The sequence below is a fragment of the Tolumonas osonensis genome (assembly GCF_014202415.1).
Taxonomy (GTDB): Bacteria; Pseudomonadota; Gammaproteobacteria; order Enterobacterales; family Aeromonadaceae; genus Tolumonas; species Tolumonas osonensis.
The window spans coordinates 165,570-187,219 of sequence record NZ_JACHGR010000001.1 but is presented as its reverse complement, the minus strand read 5'-3'; the positions used below and the strand labels follow the sequence as shown (position 1 = coordinate 187,219).

16 protein-coding genes are annotated in these 21,650 nt (G+C 51.7%); 11 read left to right on the top strand and 5 right to left on the bottom strand.

Features of this window, described 5'->3' with window-relative positions; genetic code table 11:
• Positions 1–55: 55 nt before the first annotated feature.
• Together HNR75_RS00835 and HNR75_RS00830 are read right to left on the bottom strand one after the other, a co-directional pair.
• Positions 56–373: a hypothetical protein gene (locus HNR75_RS00835; RefSeq protein ID WP_188025122.1), complete on the bottom strand. Its 318-nt coding sequence runs from the start codon at positions 371–373 to the stop codon at positions 56–58.
• Positions 374–534: 161 nt separating this feature from the next.
• The gene (locus HNR75_RS00830) at positions 535–1,581 is read right to left on the bottom strand and encodes a carbohydrate porin (RefSeq protein ID WP_188025121.1); all 1,047 of its coding nucleotides are present in this window, start codon (positions 1,579–1,581) and stop codon (positions 535–537) included.
• Positions 1,582–1,985: 404 nt separating this feature from the next.
• Here HNR75_RS00830 and ydiJ point away from each other — a divergent pair, with 404 nt between their 5' ends.
• The 3 genes from ydiJ (at position 1,986) to HNR75_RS00815 (ending at position 7,627) form a co-directional block, all read left to right on the top strand.
• On the top strand, positions 1,986–5,036 hold the full coding sequence (ydiJ, locus tag HNR75_RS00825) for a D-2-hydroxyglutarate dehydrogenase YdiJ (RefSeq protein ID WP_188025120.1): 3,051 nt from the start codon (positions 1,986–1,988) through the stop codon (positions 5,034–5,036).
• 25 nt (positions 5,037–5,061) lie between these two features.
• Complete coding sequence (locus HNR75_RS00820; protein ID WP_188025119.1) at positions 5,062–5,499, top strand: hotdog fold thioesterase; 438 nt, start codon at positions 5,062–5,064, stop codon at positions 5,497–5,499.
• A 217-nt stretch (positions 5,500–5,716) separates the two neighbouring features.
• Entirely contained in the window at positions 5,717–7,627 is a 1,911-nt protein-coding gene (locus HNR75_RS00815) for a DEAD/DEAH box helicase (RefSeq protein WP_188025118.1), read from the top strand.
• A gap of 125 nt (positions 7,628–7,752) precedes the next feature.
• Here HNR75_RS00815 and HNR75_RS00810 read toward each other — a convergent pair whose 3' ends face one another.
• Positions 7,753–8,964, bottom strand: coding sequence for an RsmB/NOP family class I SAM-dependent RNA methyltransferase (locus tag HNR75_RS00810; protein ID WP_188025117.1), 1,212 nt, complete (start codon positions 8,962–8,964; stop codon positions 7,753–7,755).
• A 155-nt stretch (positions 8,965–9,119) separates the two neighbouring features.
• On the opposite strand from HNR75_RS00810, the gene pdxH reads away from it, so the two are divergent.
• Positions 9,120–9,755, top strand: a complete 636-nt coding sequence (gene pdxH / locus HNR75_RS00805) for a pyridoxamine 5'-phosphate oxidase (RefSeq protein ID WP_188025116.1) — start codon at positions 9,120–9,122, stop codon at positions 9,753–9,755.
• A gap of 100 nt (positions 9,756–9,855) precedes the next feature.
• On the opposite strand, the gene mscK is transcribed toward pdxH, so the two are convergent.
• Both mscK and pykF read right to left on the bottom strand, forming a co-directional pair.
• The gene (gene mscK / locus HNR75_RS00800) at positions 9,856–13,269 is read right to left on the bottom strand and encodes a mechanosensitive channel MscK (RefSeq protein WP_188025115.1); all 3,414 of its coding nucleotides are present in this window, start codon (positions 13,267–13,269) and stop codon (positions 9,856–9,858) included.
• Between the two features lie 183 nt (positions 13,270–13,452).
• On the bottom strand, positions 13,453–14,865 hold the full coding sequence (gene pykF / locus HNR75_RS00795; protein WP_188025114.1) for a pyruvate kinase PykF: 1,413 nt from the start codon (positions 14,863–14,865) through the stop codon (positions 13,453–13,455).
• 368 nt (positions 14,866–15,233) lie between these two features.
• Between pykF and nifB the strand changes: the two genes are divergently transcribed.
• The 7 genes from nifB (at position 15,234) to HNR75_RS00760 (ending at position 21,385) form a co-directional block, all read left to right on the top strand.
• Positions 15,234–16,664 carry a nitrogenase cofactor biosynthesis protein NifB gene (nifB, locus tag HNR75_RS00790; RefSeq protein ID WP_188025113.1) on the top strand — a complete coding sequence of 477 codons (1,431 nt, stop codon included), beginning with the start codon at positions 15,234–15,236 and terminating at the stop codon, positions 16,662–16,664.
• Positions 16,664–16,870 (top strand): 4Fe-4S dicluster domain-containing protein, encoded by a 207-nt coding sequence (locus tag HNR75_RS00785; protein ID WP_188025112.1) that lies wholly within the window; start codon positions 16,664–16,666, stop codon positions 16,868–16,870. The genes nifB and HNR75_RS00785 overlap by 1 nt, the downstream gene beginning before the upstream one ends.
• On the top strand, positions 16,848–17,420 hold the full coding sequence (locus HNR75_RS00780) for a nitrogen fixation protein NifQ (protein ID WP_223157711.1): 573 nt from the start codon (positions 16,848–16,850) through the stop codon (positions 17,418–17,420). The genes HNR75_RS00785 and HNR75_RS00780 overlap by 23 nt, the downstream gene beginning before the upstream one ends.
• Positions 17,421–17,468: 48 nt before the next feature.
• On the top strand, positions 17,469–18,095 hold the full coding sequence (locus tag HNR75_RS00775) for a LysE family translocator (RefSeq protein ID WP_188025111.1): 627 nt from the start codon (positions 17,469–17,471) through the stop codon (positions 18,093–18,095).
• A 237-nt stretch (positions 18,096–18,332) separates the two neighbouring features.
• Positions 18,333–19,646 (top strand): branched-chain amino acid transport system II carrier protein, encoded by a 1,314-nt coding sequence (gene brnQ, locus HNR75_RS00770; protein ID WP_281364910.1) that lies wholly within the window; start codon positions 18,333–18,335, stop codon positions 19,644–19,646.
• 134 nt (positions 19,647–19,780) lie between these two features.
• A complete protein-coding gene (locus tag HNR75_RS00765) occupies positions 19,781–20,275 on the top strand; it encodes a phosphatase PAP2 family protein (RefSeq protein ID WP_188025110.1) in 495 nt (164 codons plus the stop codon).
• A gap of 12 nt (positions 20,276–20,287) precedes the next feature.
• Positions 20,288–21,385: an MJ1255/VC2487 family glycosyltransferase gene (locus HNR75_RS00760; RefSeq protein WP_188025109.1), complete on the top strand. Its 1,098-nt coding sequence runs from the start codon at positions 20,288–20,290 to the stop codon at positions 21,383–21,385.
• The last annotated feature ends 265 nt before the right edge of the window (positions 21,386–21,650 follow it).

The following is a 21,650-nucleotide window of genomic DNA, read 5'->3' as shown; positions in this document are numbered from 1 at the left end:
GTTCATTCATTCAGATGAATTAAAAATAACCTGAGCAGAAACAGCGGGCATGAATCTATTTTTGCTGCTCCTGAACCTGAAACAGCTCAAGTTTCTCCAGTTCAGCCTTGCTGTTGTTGACGGATATCAGACAGGCAAAGGTAACTGCCGGTTTCTGTTTTTTCACTTCGCCAGTCACCAGCCATTTGTGGGCAACGGTCAGCGGTTTCACCTCGGTTACCTGAATATCCAGCAGCGAACCCATGCGGTAAGCCACCATGGTCTGACAGGTCTGTCGGGCCTGTTGCGCCGCGTTGTCGGTACTGGCATGACTTGGCCCGGTACAGAACAACATCACGGGCAGGATCAGGCGGAACATACGTGAAAATAGCATGATGATGGTTTCTGCGGTCGTTGAGGGGGAATAAATGATTATCAGAAGTTTAAGCGACGGTTGCAATCAGATCTGCCTTTGGCGCCAAAAACAAAAAACCCCCGCCGAAGCGAGGGTCCAATAGGCATTTACTTCTGGCTTACGCCATCTGCACAGGCAGATTAGAAGTAGTATTTGAAGCGTACACGGCCACCGTATTGTTCGGTTGCTTCTTGATCGCCAACTTTCTCATCACCCCAGGAAGCGCCCAGGTACATGTCGAAGTTGTCGATACCCATAACCGCAGGGATCTTGTAAGAAGCGTAAACTACGTTGTACTCGGTATCGGTGTCAGATGCTGAGTCTTCGTTTTGGCCATACAGGTAGGCAGCATAGAAGTTTTTGTATTGCATGCCAGGGCCAACGCTGTAGTCATCACCTTCGTCTGCTGCACGGTATGCGCCACGCAGAGAGAAGCTCAGGTCGTCGTTTGCTTTAACAGTGGCAGTTGCACCGTAACCAGTCCAGTCAGAGATATCTTCGCCAGCAGCGTCAACATACGCGTCGGTGATCAGGTTCAGTTCTGCACCAACTGCTACAGTCACAGTGTCACCAGTCCAGGCAACAACTGGACGAGCCAGCAATGGGTCTTTGTTTTTCTCAAGACCCATGTTGTCGTACATGCCGTTGTCATCACCGAACAGGGTAGAAACTTCCATGTGCCACTGGCCAGCTTCTTTGCTGAACATTGCCTGGCTGCCTGAGCCGGCACGGCCACGAGCGTCTTTAGCGCGGTACAGGTTGTCACCGTAACCTACTACATAGGTATCCTGGCCGGCAGGAGACAGGTCGTAAGCTTCATAGTGACCCATTTTGAATGCCCAGTCGTTTTTCACGCCGAAAGAGAACCAGGAATCTTCACCATCCAGATAGTCGCCGTTGGTGCTGTAGGCTGGGTTGATTTTGAAACCAGCGAAGTTGCCGTTAGACAGCACACGTTCACCGTTCACGTCAAAAATGATACGGCCGCTGGCTTTCTGTACATCAGATACAGAGTTAGATGCGCTACCTGAATCGGTATCACCGAAGTTCTGTGCGGTCAGATCGTATTCAACATCGCCACCGATATTCAGTTTACCTTGTGGAGTGTCGAAAGTTGCACCCGCGTGCGCTGCTGAGGCTACGAACAGAGCCAGTACGCTAGGTACTAATACGTTCAGTTTTTTCATCGTCATCTTTCCTTGTTATGAGGGATGCCTGATTAACCCCAGGCTTGGTGAGTCTCTGAAAAGTTTTTTTTAATTTCTTGGGAACTTTTCTTGGATTAACCATATCTAACTAGTGACAGCCCTGCAAACGTGCGAGCTCTTCCTGTTATGGATTTGTGAGCCAGCTGGCAATCTCTGTTTTTGTGCCAAAATGAACCGTGATCCTGATCTCTTTCCCTTATTTATCCCGTATTAACTAAATAGTTTCGCTTTTTAGTTACGCTATTCATTGATCGTGTGCGCGGCCTTGCGTACCATTTCGCTTTCCGCTTGCACCATGGAATGGTGTAATATGCATATATATCCACTCTCGTCGCTTGGATACTCAATTTTTTGAATATCAGCACCATGATCAGGAACGCAGCATGATCCCGAGACTGACACCCCAAGACAGCCTGAAACAACCTTATATTGCTTTTCTGGACGCATTAGCGCGTGCCGGTTTCAGTGGCGATATCGATTCTTCCTATTCCAGCCGTCTGGCTGTAGCGACTGATAACAGTGTGTATCAGTGGTTGCCGCAAGCGGTGGTACACCCGAAAACGACAGAAGATATTGCCCTGATGCTGAAACTGGCGGCACAGCCTGTCTATCGCCAGATCACCTTTTCGCCACGCGGCGGGGGTACCGGCACCAACGGTCAGTCGCTAAGCGATGGCATCATGGTGGATCTCTCCTTATATATGACATCGGTGCTGGAGCTGGATGTGGCGGCCCGCCGGGTGAAAGTGCAGGCTGGTCTGGTCAAGGATAAGCTGAACGTGGCGCTGAAGCCGCATAACCTGTTCTTCTCGCCGGAACTGTCTACCAGTAACCGCGCCACCATCGGCGGGATGGTCAATACTGACGCGTCCGGTCAGGGTTCCCTGAAATACGGCAAGACATCTGATCATGTGCTGGGCGTACGTGCCGTACTGATGGATGGCGCGGTGATTGAAGCATTACCGGTATGCGGGGACGCGCTGCAGGCAAAACTGGCGCAGCAGGATCGCGAAGGGGAAATCTACCGTCTGGTGTGGGATATCGCCCGTGGCAAACGCGCCGATATCGAGGCGACCTTCCCGCAACTGAACCGTTTCCTGACCGGTTACGATTTGACCCACGTCTACGATCCGGCGACAGAAACCCTGGATCTGAGTCGTCTGTTGTGTGGTTCTGAAGGCACACTGGCCTTTATTACCGAGATCCTGCTTGATCTGACGCCAATTCCGACCTACCGCGCACTGGTCAATATCAAATATGACAGCTTTGAATCGGCCTTGCGTAACGCACCGCTGATGGTAGAAGCCGAAGCGCTGTCTGTGGAAACCGTTGATTCCCGCGTACTGGATCTGGCGCGTTCTGACATCGTGTGGCATTCCGTGAAAAACCTGATCACCGATGTACCCAACAAAGAAATGATGGGTCTGAACATCGTCGAATATGCCGGTGCGGAAGCGTCAGAACAACAGCCTAAGATGCAGGCGTTGTGCAAGAAACTGGATGCGCTGATGGCGGCGGGTCAGGCCGGCATCATTGGCTATCAGATCACAGAAGATCTGGGCAGTATTGAAGCGGTTTACGCCATGCGTAAAAAAGCAGTTGGTCTGCTGGGTAACGCGCCGGGCCGGAAAAAACCGGTCGCCTTTACCGAAGATACCGCCGTACCGCCGGAAAAACTGGCTGATTTTATTATGGAATTCCGCGCACTGCTGGACGACCATCAACTGACTTACGGCATGTTCGGTCATGTGGATGCGGGTGTGTTGCACGTGCGTCCGGCATTGGATATGTGCGATCCTGAGCAGGAAGTGACACTGCGCAAGATCTCCGATCAGGTTGTGAAACTGACCGCGAAATACGGTGGCCTGATGTGGGGGGAACACGGTCGTGGTTTCCGTTCCGAATACGGTCCGGAATTCTTTGGTGACCTGTTCACCGAGCTACGCCGCATCAAGGGGGCGTTTGATCCGGATAACCGTCTGAACCCAGGTAAAATCTGTACCCCGCTGAATTCGAATGACCCGCTGGTTTCGGTCGATGCGACCAAGCGTGGCGCGTATGATCGTCAGATCCCGGTGCGGATCCGTGACTCGTTCAAAGAGGCGCTGGAATGTAACGGGAACGGTCTGTGCTTTACCTTTGAAACCAGCTCACCGATGTGTCCTTCCTTTAAATTAAGCGGCGATCGCCGTGAATCGCCTAAAGGCCGTGCCGGTCTGATGCGCGAATGGCTGCGTCAGCTGGAAGCGCAGGGTGTGGATGTGCTGAGTGAAGAAGCCGCAGTCGAACACGGTGTTTTCCGCTGGAAGGATCTGGTCGACAAAGCGCTGAATACCTTTGCCAAACGCCGCGGCGAATATGACTTCTCGCATGAAGTGATGGATGCGATGCAGAGCTGTCTGGCTTGTAAAGCCTGCTCCAGTCAGTGTCCGATCAAGGTGGATGTGCCGGCGTTCCGTTCCCGGTTTATTCAGTTGTATCACCAGCGTTATCTGCGTCCGGCCAAGGACTATTTTATCGCGACCGTCGAATCCTATGCGCCGTTAATGGCAAAAGCGCCGGGTGCGGTGAACTTTTTTCTGAAAAAACAGTGGGTACAGAAACTGACGGAAAAAACCATCGGGATGGTGGATGCGCCGATCCTGAGTCAGCCGACACTGAAACAGCAACTGGCTGGCCGCGAGGCATTACTGTTCAATCTGGAAAAGCTGGAAGTCATGTCGCCGGAAGCCCGCAGTAAAGTGGTGCTGGTGGTGCAGGATCCGTTTACCTCGTTCTATGACGCCGACGTGGTGCGGGATCTGATCCTGCTGATCGAAAAACTGGGTTATCGTCCGTTGCTGCTGCCATTCAAACCTAATGGCAAACCGCAGCATATCAAAGGATTCCTGCGCAGTTTTGCCCGTACCGCGGCAGACAGTGCCCAGTTCCTCAATCGTCTACACAAGCTGAACGTGCCGATGGTTGGCCCGGATCCGGCGATGGTGCTCTGCTACCGTGATGAATATGTGCGTGCGTTGGGCGATGCCCGTGGTGATTTCAAGGTGCAGCTGCCGCAGGAGTGGTTGTTGTCCGTACTGGATTCCCTGCCGCAAAAAGACGCCGGTGATGAAACCTTCTACCTGATGGGACACTGTACCGAGAAAACGGCAGAGCCGACCAGCAACGGCGACTGGGCGAAAGTCTTTGCCCGTCTGGGTGCCAAATTGCAGCCGGTGGCGGTGGGCTGTTGCGGTATGGCCGGTACCTATGGCCATGACAGCAAGCATCTGGAGGATTCCCGCCAGATCTATAAAAACAGCTGGCAGCCGGCACTGGCCAAAGTACCGACAGCATCTGCACTGGCAACCGGTTATTCCTGCCGTAGCCAGGTAAAACGGATCGATGGCAATAAGCTGAAACATCCGGTGCAGGCGTTACTGGCATTATTGTGATTTAACAGACAACGAGGTAATAACGGTGATTTGGCAACGGGATTTTACGCTGGCGAGTTTAAATGCAGGTTCTGCAAATACACTGGTCGCTCATCTTGGTATCGAATACACCGTTATCGGCGACGACTATCTGCAGGCGATCATGCCGGTAGATAGTCGTACCCATCAGCCGATGGGGTTACTGCATGGCGGTGCGTCTGTGGTGCTGGCGGAAACGCTGGGCTCCGTGGCTGGCAATATGTGTGTGCCCCGTACCCATTGCTGTGTCGGTCTGGATATTAATGCCAATCATTTGCGGGCAAAACGCGATGGCATCGTGACCGGTATTGCCCGCCCGGTTCATCTCGGGGCGACCACGCAGGTCTGGCAGATCAATCTGCAGGATGAGCGGGAGCGGTTATTGTGTACCAGCCGTCTGACGTTAGCGGTGCTTTCGCAGAAAAAACGAACCGTAAACCAATAGTTTCGGGCATAAATTATAAATTGGTTGTATAATAATCAGCGTTGAGTCAGAGACAGTGTAAGCCCACCTGTGCGAAAACTTCTTAAAATGCTGCGATAAGTATCACATTTTTGGCGACTTAGTCTGCAAAATGTGTATAATCGCCACCCTTTTGATTGTCGGGCCAGCAGCGTCTCCCTCGCTAAGTGCCCATTCCTTGTAGAGTAGTGAAATAAATATGACTGATATTGAAAATTTGCCAAGCTTTAGCGAGCTGGGGTTAGCTGCGCCTATTCTGAAAGCCATCAGTGCTGTTGGCTACGAAAATCCATCACCAATTCAGGCTGCTGCGATTCCGCCATTGCTGGAAGGTCGTGACCTGCTGGGTCAGGCGCAGACTGGTACCGGTAAGACCGGCGCATTCGCATTGCCAATTCTGTCACGTCTGAATTTGACTCAGATGGATACCCAGGTGCTGATCCTGGCTCCAACGCGTGAACTGGCGATTCAGGTTGCTGAAGCGTGCCAGAGTTACGCGCAATTTATTCCTGATTTCCATGTACTGCCAATCTACGGCGGTTCTTCTTATGATTCACAAATCCGTGCGCTGCGCCGCGGTGCCCAGGTAGTAGTGGGTACGCCAGGCCGTGTTATGGACATGATGCGTCGTGGCAAGCTGGATCTGTCTGCACTGAAAACACTGGTGCTGGACGAAGCGGACGAAATGCTGCGCATGGGCTTCATTGACGACGTTGAGTGGGTGATTGAACAGTGTCCGCTGGATCGTCAGATCGCGTTGTTCTCTGCCACCATGCCGGAACAGATCCGCCGTATTGCGCATCGTCATCTGCAATCACCGGTAGAAATCAAGATCGCGTCAAAAACCAGTACTGCGGCCAACATCCGTCAGCGTTACTGGCTGGTTTCCGGCCTGCACAAGCTGGATGCGATGACCCGTATGCTGGAAGTGGAACCTTACGATGCGCTGCTGGTATTCGTGCGCACCAAAACTGCTGCTGAAGAACTGGCGAGCAAACTGTCTGCGCGTGGTCATGCCTGTGAAGCGCTGCATGGCGATATCCCGCAGAAACTGCGTGAGCGTACTGTAGAAAAACTGAAAGCCGGTCAGCTGGACATTCTGATCGCGACCGACGTGGTTGCACGTGGTCTGGACGTAGAACGTATCACTCACGTTGTGAACTACGATATTCCTTACGATACAGAGTCTTATGTACACCGTATTGGCCGTACCGGTCGTGCTGGCCGTACCGGTGACGCGATCCTGTTTGTGGCTCCGCGTGAACGCCGCATGCTGCGGATCATCGAGCAGGCGACCCGTCAGCCAATCGAGCCAATGCAGATGCCGACCGCAAAAGACATTAACAAACATCGTCTGGAGCGCTTCAAGCAACAGATCCGTGAAGCTCTGGAAGCTGAAGACGATCTGGTGCCGTTCCAGCAGATCATCAACGAGTTCCTGGAAGATGAAAACACGGATCCGCTGGATCTGTGTGCGGCACTGGCCAAAATGGTTCAGGGCGACGAGCCTCTGTTCATGAATGAAAATGAGCCAGAACCGATGCAGCGTATGGATGATCGTAATAACCGCCGTGAACGCAATGACCGTTTCGAGCGCAACGATCGTTTTGAACGCGGTGATCGTCCGGAACGTAGTGAACGCCGTTCCCGGGCACCGGAAGGCCCGACCGCACGTTATAAAGTGCATGTTGGTCACGAACACGGTGTGAAACCAGGTCAGATCGTGGGCGCGATTGCCAACGAAGCCGGTATCGACAGCAAATTCATCGGTCATATCGAAATCTATAACGATTTCACCATCGTTGATTTGCCGGAAGGTATGCCGTCAGAAGTGATGAGCACGCTGAAAAAAGCACGTGTTTGTCAGCGTCCGCTGGATATCGAACTGTTCACTGGCGAACTGCCGGAGCAGTCACGTCGTGCACGTCCGTCATTCGGTGATCGTCGTCCGCCACGCGGTGAAGGCCGTGATTTCCGTGGCGAAGGCCGTGGTGACCGTCCGTTCCGCAGCCGTAGTCAGGGTGATCGTGATAACCGTGGTAATGACCGTGGTGAACGTTCTCATCACCGCAGCGAACGTGATGGCGGCAAATTCCGTCGTGATCGTTAATCTGCGCTGACAGAGACTGACCATAAAAAACCGCACAGCTTGCTGATGCGGTTTTTTTTCATCTGTAACTTACCGTACAAATAAAAAAGGCGCATAAACTGCGCCTGTCTTGAAACTTAAGCCAATCAGTTACGCTGCAACAGCGCCATATAGAAACCATCAAAACCGGTTTGTGCCGGGCTGATGCTCTGTTCCCGTAGCAGCGTGAACTGACCATCACATTCATTGATGAATCTGGCAACCTGATCCTGGTTTTCTGCCGGCAGCAGACTGCAGGTGGCATAGACCAGCTGTCCGCCAATTTTCACCATTTTACTGTAACGACGCAGAATATCGGCCTGCAGTTCCAGTAACACAGGTAAACGTTCCGCCGTATCACGCCATTTGGTATCCGGGTTGCGTTTTACCACGCCCAGACCGGAGCAGGGGACATCCAGCAGCAAGCGATCGGCGCTTTCCTTCAGACGCTTGATAGTTTTACTGCTTTCAATCAGGCGAGGCTCGATATTGTGTGCGCCTGCACGGCGGGCTCGCAGACGCAGGTTATCCAGTTTCCACTGTTCCACATCCATAGCCAGCAGACGGCCTTTTCCTGCCATCAGCGCTGCCAGATGCAGTGTCTTGCCGCCAGCACCGGCACAGGCGTCAATGACCCGCATACCCGGTTCCACGCCAAGGAACGGCGCAATCAGCTGGGAACCGGCATCCTGTTGTTCAAACCAGCCATCCTTGAAGGCCTGAGTGCGGAACAGCGAACCATTGGAGGTAACTTCCAGTGCGCCGGGAACGCCTTCGACCGCGCGGGTATCAATATGTTCCTGCTGCAAACGGTGTTGCAGCTGGGTTTCATTACATTTCAGCGTGTTGACGCGGATATAACGTTTTGCCGCCTGTGTCAGTGCCGCACGCTCAGCTGGCCACTGCAGACCAAGCTGTTGCTGCCCCAGATCTTCCAGCCACTCCGGACAACCATCCCATAACGCGGGTTGCTGGCGGGCCAGTTCACGACGGGTTTCAAATACCTTTTGGTCACACTGATCCGCGACGCGAAGATTCGGTAACTGACGATTGTGCAGCAGATGCCACTGGCAAATCAGTGACTGTACCGCGATCCCGGCCTGCGCCAGTGGCACATCGGCGAGGAACGCCAGCAGATTAAGACGGCGCAGCATATCGCCGACAGCATCAATGATATGGAGCTGTGCGGTTTCCGGCATGCGTTCAGTTTTGAATTCCAGTGCAATGGCACGGTCGACCGGAGATTGTTCGTTTAATACCGCAGACAGAATCGCCTGTACTGAAGTGCACTCCAGCGGGGTAAGAGCATAGGTACGCATGGATAAAACCTGAATAGTGTGAATCTGAAGATCATAGAAGGTCACTGCCACGGAAACAAGCAGCATTACTGCTTTGCAGCCAATATCACAGACTTGTGCTCGGCAGTCATGCAGCGCACAATGTTGACATTGGTGGTGAACGGAAGAAGACAAAAATGGATATTGCTGATTTACGGCGCGAGTATTTGAAAGGTGGTTTGCACCGTGAAGATTTACCGAATGATCCGATCGTTTTGTTTGAAAAATGGTTACGTCAGGCTTGTGAAGCAAGGTTATCTGATCCGACAGCGATGAGTGTGGCCACGGTGGATGCCAACGGACAACCCTTTCAGCGTATGGTGTTACTGAAACATTATGATGCGGACGGGTTTGTGTTCTATACCAATCTGGGTAGCCGCAAAGCGCAGCAGATCAAACAGAACAATCATGTCAGCTTGCTGTTCCCTTGGCATACGCTGGAGCGTCAGGTGCATGTGACGGGCGTAGCGGAGTCGCTTTCTACGCTGGAAGTGGTGAAGTATTTTCATTCCCGTCCGAAAGACAGCCAGATCGCAGCCTGGGTGAGTCAGCAATCCAGCCGTATTTCTGCACGCAGTATGCTGGAAAGCAAGTTCATGGAAATGAAGGCCAAGTTTGCCAATGGCGAAATTCCGCTGCCGAGTTTCTGGGGTGGTTACCGTATTCGTTTTGACAGCATCGAGTTCTGGCAGGGCGGGGCGCATCGTTTACACGATCGTTTTCTGTATCAGCGTGAGGGTGACCACTGGCATATTGATCGTCTGGCGCCGTAATGAGAGCCTGATCGTCTCTTGTAAAAGAAAAGCCCGCTGAATTGCAGCGGGCTTTTTGTTTCCGGAGGTAAGGGATTTTAAATCCCTTGTTCCTGCAATTTTATTTCTGTTCCTGATCCTTCGCTTGCTGTGCCGCCAATGCGGCAGCTTGTGCGGCTGCAATGTTTTCCAGTGTCGCAGCAGCCGCAGCACCGGCAACAGTACCTGCGGTTACCGGATCGATGTTGACCACATCCCCCCGCGCATTTTTCAGCGTGACTTCGACCTGATTGAACGCGATATTGATGCCGTTTGCAGCAAACAGCTGGTCGATACGGCGGTTCAGCTCATCCAGGGCCGGGTTACGATCCCCCAGCTCGCGAACGAAGAAACGCATTTCGTGATCCAGTGTGCTGGCGCCGAAGGCAAGGAAGAAAACAGTTGGTTCCGGTTCTTTCATGACGCGAGGGTTTTCATGGGCTGCCTGCAGCAACAGCTTGCGGGTCAGTTCCAGATCTGAACCATAAGAAACCCCCACCCGCAGGACGACACGGGTAACGGTATCGGTCAGTGACCAGTTGATCAGTCGTTCTGTTACAAACGCGCGGTTAGGAATAATGACTTCCTTGCGGTCAAAGTCGGTGATGGTGGTCGCACGGATCCGGATTTTATTAACCGTACCGGAGAAACCGGAAACCGTAATAGTATCGCCGATCCGAACCGGGCGTTCGAACAGGATGATCAGACCCGAGACAAAGTTAGCGAAGATTTCCTGTAAGCCGAACCCCAGACCCACAGACAAGGCCGCGACCAGCCATTGCAACTTATTCCACTCCATACCAATGGTAGAAAGTGTGGCGATGGTACCTGTTGCTGTCAGCAGATAAGAGAGGATGGTGGTGACCGCATACGAAGTGCCTTGCGCCAGTTGCAGACGGGACAATACCAGCACTTCCAGCAAGCCAGGCAAGTTGCGGGTCAGAATATAGGTCACCATCGCAATCAGGATACCCGCCAGGAAATCACGCAGACTGACCGCTTCCAGTATGGCGCCACCATCCGTACCCACGGTGTGATGCCACAGCGTAATACTATCCAGATAGGCGATGACCGCGACCAGATCTGACCACAGCCAGTAGAAGGCGCCGGCGAATACCAGGGTCAGGGCAACATTGACCAGACGCAAGGTCTGTTCGTTAATCTGTTCCAGCGTGATCGGTTTATCATCGATTTCAGTGCCTTCCGCATTGTCATTCCGTTGCTGGTGCTGGCGTTTTGCCAGCGCCCGGCGGTAGGCCAGACGACGGGCCGCTACCGAGAGGCCACGCAATGCGGTTTCGTAAAGCAGAACCCAGACTGAAACCAGATAGAAACTGTCGATCAGACGGGCGCTCAGCTTCAGCGCAGTGTAGTAGTAACCGAAGACCAGCAAACCAATCAGGACTAGGGGAACCACACCAAACGCCAGTGCGGTAATGGTGCGCCACAGGCCGGTCTGCTGATTATTCGGACGCTTGCGAACCGTCGTAAACAGCTCGAAAGAAAGCAGCAGCAGGCTGACCAGACAAATGATTTGTCCTACCACATCATTGGCCAGACGGGATGGATCCAGTTCCCCCAGGGTTGCGATAAAAATCAGCGGCAGCAGGGTATACCAGATATTACGCAAGGCTTTACGCAGGTGCGCAACGGTATAAATGTCATGGCCAAAATGTTTCTGTGCCAGTCCTTCCGGTTTCAGCATGCGACGCATAGAGCCGAAAGCCATATAAGCCAGCGCCATACGGAAAGACAGTTCCCAGATGATCAGCGGAGATGACAGTCCGCTGAATACCAGTGCCAGGCCGGCACTCATGATAAACAGGGCACCCGGAATGGTGCGCAGGAATACCAGTAGAATCGCTTTCGGAGTATGGCTGTGCGTATCGCTGCGTAACTGACCGACTTCTTTCGCCAGTTTTTCGAATTTGAGCTGAATGGACTGACGACGCCAGATCATAACGCCTGCGATGATCAGCATGATGAAGATGGCAGGCAAGACTTTGAGTGAATCCAGCAGCCATGATTTCAAATTGACGCTCAGGCTGACGGCTTGCCACTGGGCCATCAATGCACCCGGCAACGCAGTTAGCCAGGCTATATCCATCTGTTTATTACTGCTGACCCAGAAAATCTGCTGTTGCAACGTTGATTGCAGTGATTTACTGACCCGTTCCAGCTGTTGCTGATTGAGTTGCAGGTTAATCGCCAGATTCAGTTGCTGACCCAGCTGCTTGTTCAACTGCTCCAACAGTTCACGACGACCATCCAGTGTTTCATTCAGCATCGTCATCTGTTCGGCGGTCAAAGCGTTGTCTTTGTTTTTCTCCAGCAGTTTCGCAATATAGTCATTACGCTGATACAGCTGATCACGCTGCTGGTTAACATCGAACTGTGCCAGACGCAGATCGGCGATCTGTTCTGCTGAACCGCGAATCAGATCGGAATCCGGTAACATCTGCCGCTGCTGATACAGAATTTTAGACAGCAACAGACTGCCTTTCAGTACCGAGATCTGCTCATTCAGATTCTGCTCGGTCTGGGTGGTGCGATCCAGCCAGTTTTTGACTTTGATGTTTTCCTGGACCAGCGTGTTAACGCCCTGAGTGGCATCAATCAGCTGCTGACTTAACTGCAGATTGATTTTCTGTTCTTTCTGCAGTACCGGAGGTAGCGTTTGTGTACTATCGGTTCCGGTAGCGCTGCTTTCTTCAACGGTTTTTTCCGTCAGAGTCAGACGCTTATCACTGACTTGCTGCTGGAGCAGTTGGATCCAGTTATTCAACTGCGCAATCTGTGCAGTCAGGTAGTCACGTTGTTTGTTATACAGATCCTGCTGATTGGTGTTGTTGTCCAGATCTTTCTGGCGCTGTTCCTGTTGCAGTTGTAGCAAGGCCAGCTCGGTGTTGAGTCTGATTCGCAGAGACGGGGTGATTTCGCTACTCTGTTTAGTGCTCAGGCCACTCAGCCGGTTGCGGATATCCTGCATGCGCTGGTAATCCTGACTCATTGTTGTCTGAGCCCGCTCCGGCAGGGTTTGCAGGAAAGTTAACTGACTGTTGGCGTTTCCCAGTTCATTCTGGGCATTTTGTAACTGACTCAACAAGTCGGTCAGACGGCTGTCCAGCTGTGTCTGTGACAGTCCGCGGAGTTCTGTTTTTAATCGTTCTGTATCCTGTGCGTCATTTTTTTGTATTTGTTCTAATAAGCGGACGTATTCTTTTAATTTGGCTGGCGTCCGGGTAAGTGATCGTTCTTGATCCTTGACTTTGATCTTTTCTTTTTCGATCGAATCCAGCAATGAAATTGTCTGTTCGATGTCTTCCTTCTGTGCTTTTTCTGCAACAGTCAGGGTATCGCGCTTATTCAGGCTGGTCAGTTTACTGTCCAGACTGGCACGGGTTGGCAGCTCAGACTGTTCGGCAGCAAAGAGGGCTGTGCTGAGCAGAAGAAGGCATCCGGATAACAGACCGTGGAGAATTCGCTGTTTCTGCATATGCTGTGTTCACCGTTAGTTATTGGTTGTGTCAATGTTGGCAAGCCGTATCAGCTTGCACCAAACCAGCGAGAGGATATAGCAAAACGCGAACTCACGCACAAAAAAGCCTAAAATCCGGCATAAAAAAACGCCGGCTCCAAAGGAACCGGCGTTTGTCTTTTTCTGCTACGGTCTGAAAAATTACAGAACGTGAACAGATGCAGTGTTGGTAGTGCCGCTTGGTACCAGCGCGCCAGAAACCATCACTACGATGTCGCCTTTAGCTGCCAGACCAGACTGCAGAGCCAGTTCTTTACCCTGTACGTAGAACGCATCGGTAGAGTCCAGTTTATCAACCAGAACCGGAGTCACGCCTTTGCTCAGAACCAGTTGCTGTGCAGTTTTAGCGTTAGAAGTCAGCGCCAGGATGTTCGCTTTAGGGAAGTATTTACGAACTGCGCGTGCAGATTTACCACCTTCGGTAGCAACCACGATCAGTGGCGCTTCCAGTTTCTCGGTAGTTTCTACCGCACCTTTACATACCGCTTCGGTGATGCTCTTACGATCGTTAGCATTTTCGATAGTCAGATCGGAAGGCATTACGCGGTCAGTACGTTCACAGATGGTTGCCATGATAGAAACAGCGTTCAGCGGGAATTTACCTTTAGCTGACTCGCCTGACAGCATAACTGCATCGGTACCGTCCAGGATCGCGTTCGCAACGTCACCAGCTTCAGCGCGGGTTGGACGTGGGTTTTTGATCATGGAATCCAGCATCTGAGTTGCAGTGATAACTGGTTTACGCGCTTTGTTACATTTCTGGATCATCATCTTCTGAGCGAAGATAACTTCTTCAACAGGGATTTCTACACCCAGGTCACCACGGGCAACCATGATACCGTCAGAAACTTCCAGGATTTCGTCGAAGTTGTCCAGGCCTTCCTGGTTTTCGATTTTAGAGATGATCTGGATGTTTTCGCCACCGTGCGCTTTCAGGTGTTCACGGATAGCCAGAACGTCTTCTTTCTTACGGATGAAAGAAGCAGCGATGAAGTCAACGCCTTGTTCGCAACCGAAGACCAGGTCAGCTTTGTCTTTTTCAGCCAGTGCTGGCAGTTGAATAGATACGCCTGGCAGGTTAACACCTTTGTTTTCACCCAGGTCGCCGTTGTTCATTACTTTACATACTACTTCGGTGTCAGTAGTAGAAATAACTTCCATGCCGATCAGACCGTCGTCAACCAGGACAGTGTTACCTGCTTTCAGGTCTTTCGCGAAACCTGGGTAGGTTACTGCTACGCGCTCGTTGTTACCAACTACAGTTACGTCGGTAGTGAAAGTGAAGGTCTGGCCTGCAACCAGAGATACGTCGTTACCGCCTTCCAGTTTGATAGTACGGATTTCAGGGCCTTTGGTATCCAGCAGGATTGCGACTTTCTTACCGGTTTCAGCGCAGATTTCACGAACAGTCTTGATACGACCACCGTGCTCTTCAAAGTCACCGTGAGAGAAGTTCAGACGCATAACGTTCATGCCAGCGGCAACCATTTTGGCCATTACTTCTTTCGGTTCAGACTTAGGACCGATAGTACATACGATCTTGGTTTTTTTCATGGAAGGATAACTCCAACAGTTCAGGGATATAAAAATAGCGATAACACTTTTTGTGGCGCGCATTATACAGGGAATAATGACATTTGATGATGTCAGAATAGATTTTTCGGTATTTTCCTGATCTAACACAATAGATCTGAGCAAATGCCCCGAAATTAGGGCTAAACCGGGTTAGCAAATTTGATGTTTTCACTAATTTATGTGCACTTTGTCACATTGTTGTCTCTGTGTGACATCTCTGTCGTATCTTGTAGCTATTCCGTCAAACATAAAATTCTTATTTTTCAATAAGTTGAGTTTATTGTTTATTCCGGAGTGATGTTTGCATTATTCCCGGTAAAGACTGGGTGAAATAAGGCAGATACACCATGACAAACAATACTGCGGTAATGCGACAAAAATGTGGCAGCCAGAGCAAAGGCAATGGTTGCGGGGGAACACACAGCGCGACGGATTTCTCTATGGCACAGGCTGAGAAAGTGGCGCATCATCCCTGTTATTCACCCAGTGCTCATCATAAATATGCCCGCATGCATCTGGCGGTAGCACCGGCCTGTAATGTGCAGTGTCATTACTGTAACCGTAAATATGATTGTGCCAATGAATCCCGTCCCGGTGTGGTCTCTGAATTACTGAATGTAGAACAGGCGCTACAGAAGGCAAAAGCGGTCGCGGCCGCTATTCCGCAATTGTCGGTGATCGGTATTGCCGGTCCGGGCGATCCGCTGGCAAACCAGACCCGCACGTTTGATACGCTGGAAGGATTACGTTCGGCATTGCCTGATGTGAAACTGTGTGTTTCCACCAATGGTCTCGCTTTGCCGCAATCGGTCGATTCGCTGGTCGAGTTGGGCGTGGATCATGTCACCATCACTATGAATGCGATTGATGCGCATGTCTCTGCCGGGATCTACGACTGGATCTATTTCGATGGCGTCCGTTACCGCGGTAAGGAAGGCGCGCAGATCCTGATCGATCAGCAGATCGAAGGCATGCGAAAACTGATGGAAAACGGCGTGCTGGTGAAGATTAACTCGGTGTTGATCCCGGGGGTGAATGATCTGCATCTGGCCGAAGTCAGCCATGCGATCCGGGATATGGGCGCCTTCCTGCATAATATTATGCCGCTGATCTCCAAACCCGAACATGGCACCTATTATGGTCTGAATGGTCAACGTGAACCGACCGCGGAAGAGGTAACGCAGGTGCGCGAACGCAGCGGCGCCTTTATGCCGCAGATGGCGCATTGCCAGCAATGCCGCGCGGATGCAGTCGGTATGCTGGGCGAGGATCGCAGTCAGGAATTCAACCTGTCTGCATTGCCGGCACAACAACAGGACTATTCCGCTGTCATGCAGCAACGAACCCGGGTTCAGGCCGCGATTGCCAGCGCCGGCGCTTCAGACGACGAAGATGCCCGTCTGGTCGCAGTTGCAACGCAACAGGGACAGGTCATTGATCAGCATTTCGGTCATGCGAAGCGATTCCATATTTACAGCATCAGTGGCGAAGGCGTCACGCTGGTGGGGGAACGTCATGTGGCGCAGTATTGTCAGGGGCAGACCGAGTGTGATGACCATGATGATGTGATGGCGGACACGCTCAATCTGCTGGCGGACATGGATGCGGTATTCTGCTCCCGTTTAGGGCTTGGTCCGTGGCAGAAGCTGGAAGCGGCAGGGGTACAACCAGTCGTGGATTACGCCTGGCAGCCTATCCGGGAAGCATTAACGGCGTGGTGGCAGCTACAGCCGAAAGACAAACATGACGTGAAGCTACATGTTCGCGGAGTGGCATAATGAGCTGTTCTATTACAGACAAATGCGTGGGCTGTTTCAGTTGTGTTGAGGTGTGTCCGAAACGGGCTGTCCGCGAGCAGGACCGAATCTTCACCATTTCTGCCAAACGCTGTAATGAGTGTAAAGGACATATTGCCGGACCGCGCTGTATCCAGATCTGCCCGGTAGAAGGAGCGATTCATTATGAACCAGGCCATCCGGTGTGATATGCCGTTACAGGTCTCAGTGTTGACGGCTGAGCCATCCGGTTCTGCGCAGGAATGGCTGACACAGCTGGTCTGGCGATTTCAGACCGGAAGCAGTCAGTTACCCAGGTATATGGGGCTGGATGCGGATCAGTTTCAGCAACTGTTAATCACCTGTAATGTGCCATCGGTGGTGATGGGGCTGCTGCAGCAACAACGTCAGCAGTTACTTGCCGAACTGCTGGCGATGCGTGAGCCGGAGTGTCAGGAGCTGGAGCAGTGGTTGTCCGCTTATCTGCTGCCGGATGCCGCACCGATGGCCCGGATCATTGCTGTGGCCAGTATGGGCTACAATCATCTCTGGCAGGATCTGGGGCTGGATTCGAGACAGAGTCTGCGCGAGCTGATGCAATGCTGTTTTCCTGAGCTGGCGGCGCTGAACACGCAGAACATGCGCTGGAAGAAATTCTTCTACCGTCAGCTTTGTGCTACCGGTGGCAATTATGTCTGCCGTTCTCCCAGTTGTGATGAGTGTGTCGAACGGGACGGGTGTTTTGCGCCCGAAGAGTAAAAATAGTGCTAGAATCGGACCCGGTTTTCTGATTTTACGGAGAGAGTGATGCTGAGTCCGGATGTTTTCCTGTTATTCCTTACTACCTCCCTGCTGCTTTGTCTGGCTCCCGGGCCGGACAATATCTTCGTCCTGACACAGTCCATGCTGCGGGGAACGGTGTCCGGCTTCCTGGTCACGCTGGGATTGTGTACCGGGCTGTTGGTGCATACGTCCGCGGTTGCACTGGGCGTGGCTGTCATTTTTCAGCAGTCTCTGCTGGCGTTTACCATCCTCAAACTTTGCGGTGCCGCTTATCTGCTCTATCTGGCCTGGGGTGCATTCCGGGCTGGCGCCAGTGGACTGGGCACATTGAACGCCTCTTCTCTGGATAAAATGACGCTTTACCGACGCGGTATTTTCATGAACATCACGAATCCCAAGGTTTCCATCTTTTTTCTGGCATTTTTACCCCAGTTTACCGACCCGTCGCGTGGTCATCTGACCTTGCAACTGCTGGAGCTGGGGGCTGTGTTTATAGTTTGTACCTTGCTGGTATTTGGTCTGATCAGTCTCCTGGCCGGAAAAGTCGGCAACTGGTTTAGTCAGAGTCCTAAGGCAGAGGTGATGATGAACCGGGTTGCCGGCAGTGTATTTGCTGCTTTGGCTATCAAGCTGGCTTTTACACAGAGATAAGTTATTTTCTTAATTCCACGTCTTATTAGCATAAAATATCGGATTCAGGGCATTAATGGCTCTGATGTGGTTATTTTTCTGCATTTTGAGCTTTATTCAGTCTGAAAGCTCACGTATGCTTGCATCCCTTTTCAGGCCTTTGTGTTGTTCGCTGCCATGGATGGTTCATGCGCTCCGGCAAGGTTTGTTATCTGACAGGAAGTCAGAGCTGACAATCCGGTGTAATTGGAGTTAATTTTGAAACAAACCATGACGCGAGCCGACTTGCTTGGTCTCGGCTTTATGACTTTTGCCTTCTTTCTGGGGGCAGGTAATATCATTTTCCCTCCGATGGCGGGATATCTTGCTGGCGAAAACATGGGATTCGCGATGGTGGGATTTCTGATCACCGCGGTCGGTTTACCGCTGGCGACTCTGCTTGCAATTGCCTATGCCGGTGGTGGTTTGCTGACCATGACCCGGATGTTGCCGGCCTGGGTCGGTACATCAATCGCTATCGCAACCTATATCATCATTGGCCCTGCATTCGCGACACCGCGTACCGGTCTGGTGACCTATGAAATGGCGGTAAAACCGTTTATTGGTTCATTGGATAGTCAGTTATTCCTGACGCTGTTCAGTGCGGCTTATTTTGGGCTCACATTATTCCTTTCACTGAATCAGGGTAAACTGTTGGATGCGGTTGGCAAGGTACTGACTCCGGTACTGGCTTTATTGCTGGCAGTGCTGGGTATCGCGGTACTGATTGCCCCTCAGGGCGGCGTGCCGGCGGTTTCGCCTGACTATATGCGATATCCGATGGTGAAGGGACTGCTGGAAGGTTATAACACCATGGATACCTTCGGCGCGTTGATGTTTGGCATGCTGATTATTGATGTACTGAAATCCCGCGGTGTCGATAATGTTTCACAGCAAACCCGTTATCTGGCTGTGGCCAGTGTGATTGCTGCCGCTGGACTGGCGCTGGTCTATATCGCTTTGTTCCGACTTGGTGGCACTGCGGGTGGTGTTCTTGCAAATCCGCAGAATGGGGGTGAACTGGTTGCTGCCTATGTCGCACAACTGTTCGGCCCAATGGGCTCGGTCGTCCTGGCCGGCATCGTTGGTCTGGCTTGTCTGACAACCTCTGTCGGTCTGACCTCTGCCTGTGCTGACTTCTTCCATACCCTATGGCCACGGTTCAGCTATAAACAGTGTGCCGTCGTGATTGCCGTGTTATGTGCGATTGTGGCGAATGTGGGTCTGAAACAACTGCTGGTGATCTCTATTCCTGTGCTGGTGGCTATTTATCCGGTTGCGGTCGCGCTGGTTGCCCTTACCTTTATGCGCAGCTGGTTTTTCAACCAGGGCGTTGCTTTCCGTCTGGTACTGAGTGTTGCGCTGTTATTCGGCTCTCTGGATGGTATCAAGGCGGCAGGTTTTGACCTGAGTGCAATGAATTTTCTGCCATTGTTTGATATGGGACTCGCATGGTTATTGCCAACCCTGGCGGCACTGGTTGTCAGCCTGTTGTGGCGTGTGCCTGAACAGTCTGCTGTAACGGCTGAATAATCTGATATAACCGGCATTTATCGTCGATAAATGCCGGATCTCTCTTCTGTCACTATTCTGTTATCCCTCTTTCAACGAATTGTCATGCTCTGCTTTTAATTTGGTATTTAAAGACCTTGTAAGCGGAGAAGAATATGCAATTTATTCAGCGTTGGGATCAAAAAACCAGCCAGCTCTTCTTATTGCACGGTTATAACCGGTTTCAGGCAAAAATCAGCCGCTATATATCCCGTACCGGCGATGGCCCATTTTATCTGTTATTGGGTATTACTCTCGCCTGGTGTGATGGTGTCCGTGGACAGGATTTTTTTCTGTATGCAGTGATGGCTTTCACTGTCGAACTGCCTGTGTACTGGGTTCTCAAAAACAGTTTTAAACGTGAACGGCCACGTAATCTGCCGGTCTTTATTACTCCTTCTGATCGTTACAGCCTACCTTCAGGACATACTGCCGCCGCGTTTCTGATGGCAGAAACCATTGCGGTGTTTTATCCCATGATGTTGTGGTTTGCGTTCATCTGGGCCGGATTTATCGGCGCATCGCGTTTGTTGCTGGGTGTGCATTATCTGACAGATCTGATTGCCGGGGCGGGGCTGGGTTTATTCGCCGCGTGGTGTGTGTTGCCTTAAAGGTTGATAAGAATGCGAATTTTATACGGTGTACAAGGTACAGGAAACGGACACATTTCCCGTTGCCGGATGATTGCCCGGGCGTTACAACGGGAACAGGTTGCGGTGGATTATGTGCTGAGCGGCAGGGAAGCACACGCCTATTTCGATATGGATGAATTCGGTGAATACAAGTCCTTGCCGGGTCTCACCTTTGTGACCCGCGATGGTTCCATTGATTTACTGGCAACGGTCGGCCGCAGCCAGCTATTACGATTGTTAGGTGATATCAAGCAGTTGCCGTTGCATGATTATGATTTTGTGGTCAGTGATTTTGAGCCGGTGACCGCATGGGCCGCTAAAAAAAATAAAATACCGAGTCTGGGAATCAGTCATCAGGCCTCGTTCAATTACGGGATCCCGCAAAAAGGTAACAATATGTTCGGGCGTCTTATGATGCGTCATTTCGCGCCGGTTCATCATGCCGTTGGGCTGCACTGGTATCACTTTGGTTTTCCTATTCTGCCACCGGTCATTGAAACATTGCAGCCCACCAAGGAAAGCGGGGATATTCTGGTGTATCTGCCCTTTGAATCTCCTCATGCCATTTTTGAGCTGTTATCCCGCTTTAAATCCAGACATTTTATCTGTTTTCACCCGCAATTTACGGTGCCGGTTGAGCAGAATAATCTGCGTTTTATGCCGCCTGGCAGGGAGAGCTTTGTAAAAGCGTTATGTGGTTGTCATGGCGTGATCTGTAATGCCGGATTTGAACTGGCTTCGGAAGCGCTGACGCTGGGTAAACGGCTACTGTTGAAACCGTTGCAGGGGCAGTTTGAGCAGGCATCAAATGCGATGACACTGGAACTGCTGGGACTGGCTCATGTCATGCAACAGCTCGATCCGGGACTGGTCCGTCAATGGCTGAGCTCGGAAAATAATGGTCAGGTTTACTATCCGGATGTGGCCGCCGCAATTGCTGTCTGGCTGGCAAAAGGACGTCAGGAGCCTGTATCTGTGCTGGCAGAAAGATTGTGGCGTCAGGTTCTTTTCCCGGAAACAGTGATGGAACGTATCCATGAACTGGGTATGGGAATGGATTTATCGAATGGCCAGATCATGCAGGTCTGAGCGTTTTTTTCATGACTTGCCCCTCGTTTTTGAGTCCTCTCTGATCGCTCGGGCTGACTTGGCGATATAGTGAAACTGTTCTTAAGGTATGTTGCCTGTTGGCGTAACGGCAAAGAATCGTTAGGATAGAACCCCTATTGCGGCAAGCGGATGATCTTTTCCACCCGGATAGGTAGCTGATTGTACTGTCAGGCGGGTCGTAGCGCAGGACAAGTGACAAGCTACCGGGAGCCTCCGCAGCCCGTTAGTTACCTGTTAAGGATGA